The organism is Mycolicibacterium sp. XJ879 (genome assembly GCF_053483935.1).
The window spans coordinates 1-865 of record NZ_JBEFTH010000035.1 but is presented as its reverse complement, the minus strand read 5'-3'; the positions used below and the strand labels follow the sequence as shown (position 1 = coordinate 865).

The 865-nt window shown below is 70.3% G+C and carries 1 protein-coding gene; it reads left to right on the top strand.

All coding sequences use genetic code 11. The features are described 5' to 3' along the window. On the top strand, positions 1–865 hold an 865-nt coding region (locus ABQF13_RS25275; RefSeq protein WP_448395548.1), incomplete at both ends, for a DUF222 domain-containing protein.

Here is an 865-nt window from a genome sequence, read left to right as displayed (position 1 = left end):
GTTGCGGTCGGCCGAGGAGGCCGCGCTGATCGCCGAGATCCAAGCGTGCACCCATGTTGAGGCGATGACCGCGGCGCGGCGGTTGGCTGCGATCGGGGAGTTGGCGGCGCGCGCTGATGCGCCCGAGCTCGATGAATGCCAGCAGTGGGTGGTGGATCTGTGGGCGTGTGCGGCCGCCGAGATAGCCGCTGCGATGGGCATCAGCCACCGCAAGGCCTCCGGGCAGATGCGGATCGGACTGGCGCTGCGCGAGCGCCTACCCAAGCTGGCGGCCCGATTCAGTGCCGGGGAGATCAGCGCCAAGCTGGTGGCGACGATCAGCTGGCGCACCCACCTGGTGGTGGATGCCGAGCTGATGGCCCGCATCGATGACGCGGTCGCCGAGCGCGCGGTGAGCTGGGGCGCACTGTCGGAGGAGCGCCTGGAGTTGGCCATCGACGCGATCGTGGAAACCCATGACCCCGATGCCCGGCGGCGTTTTCATGAGGCCGCGCGCAAGTGTGATGTGCGGTTCGGCAAGCCCGATGATGAGACCGGCACCGCGTCGTTGTGGGGGCGGTTGTCGGCCATCGATGCCGAACTGCTCGACAAGCGCATCACCAAGATGATCGCCGGGGTGTGTGAGGCCGATCCGCGTACCAAAGGTCAACGCCGCGCCGCCGCCCTGGGCGCCATCGCCGCCGGAGCCGATCAGCTGGCCTGCCACTGCGGCCAGGCCCAATGCCCCCGCGCCGGCGCCGCTGACCCGCGCGCCGCGGCCTTCGTCATCCACGCCATCACCGACACCACCCCCACCCCGACCTCCTCGACGGCCAACCTGTCCCGACCCACCAACACCCCCGCCGACGCCGAGACCGTCCCTCCT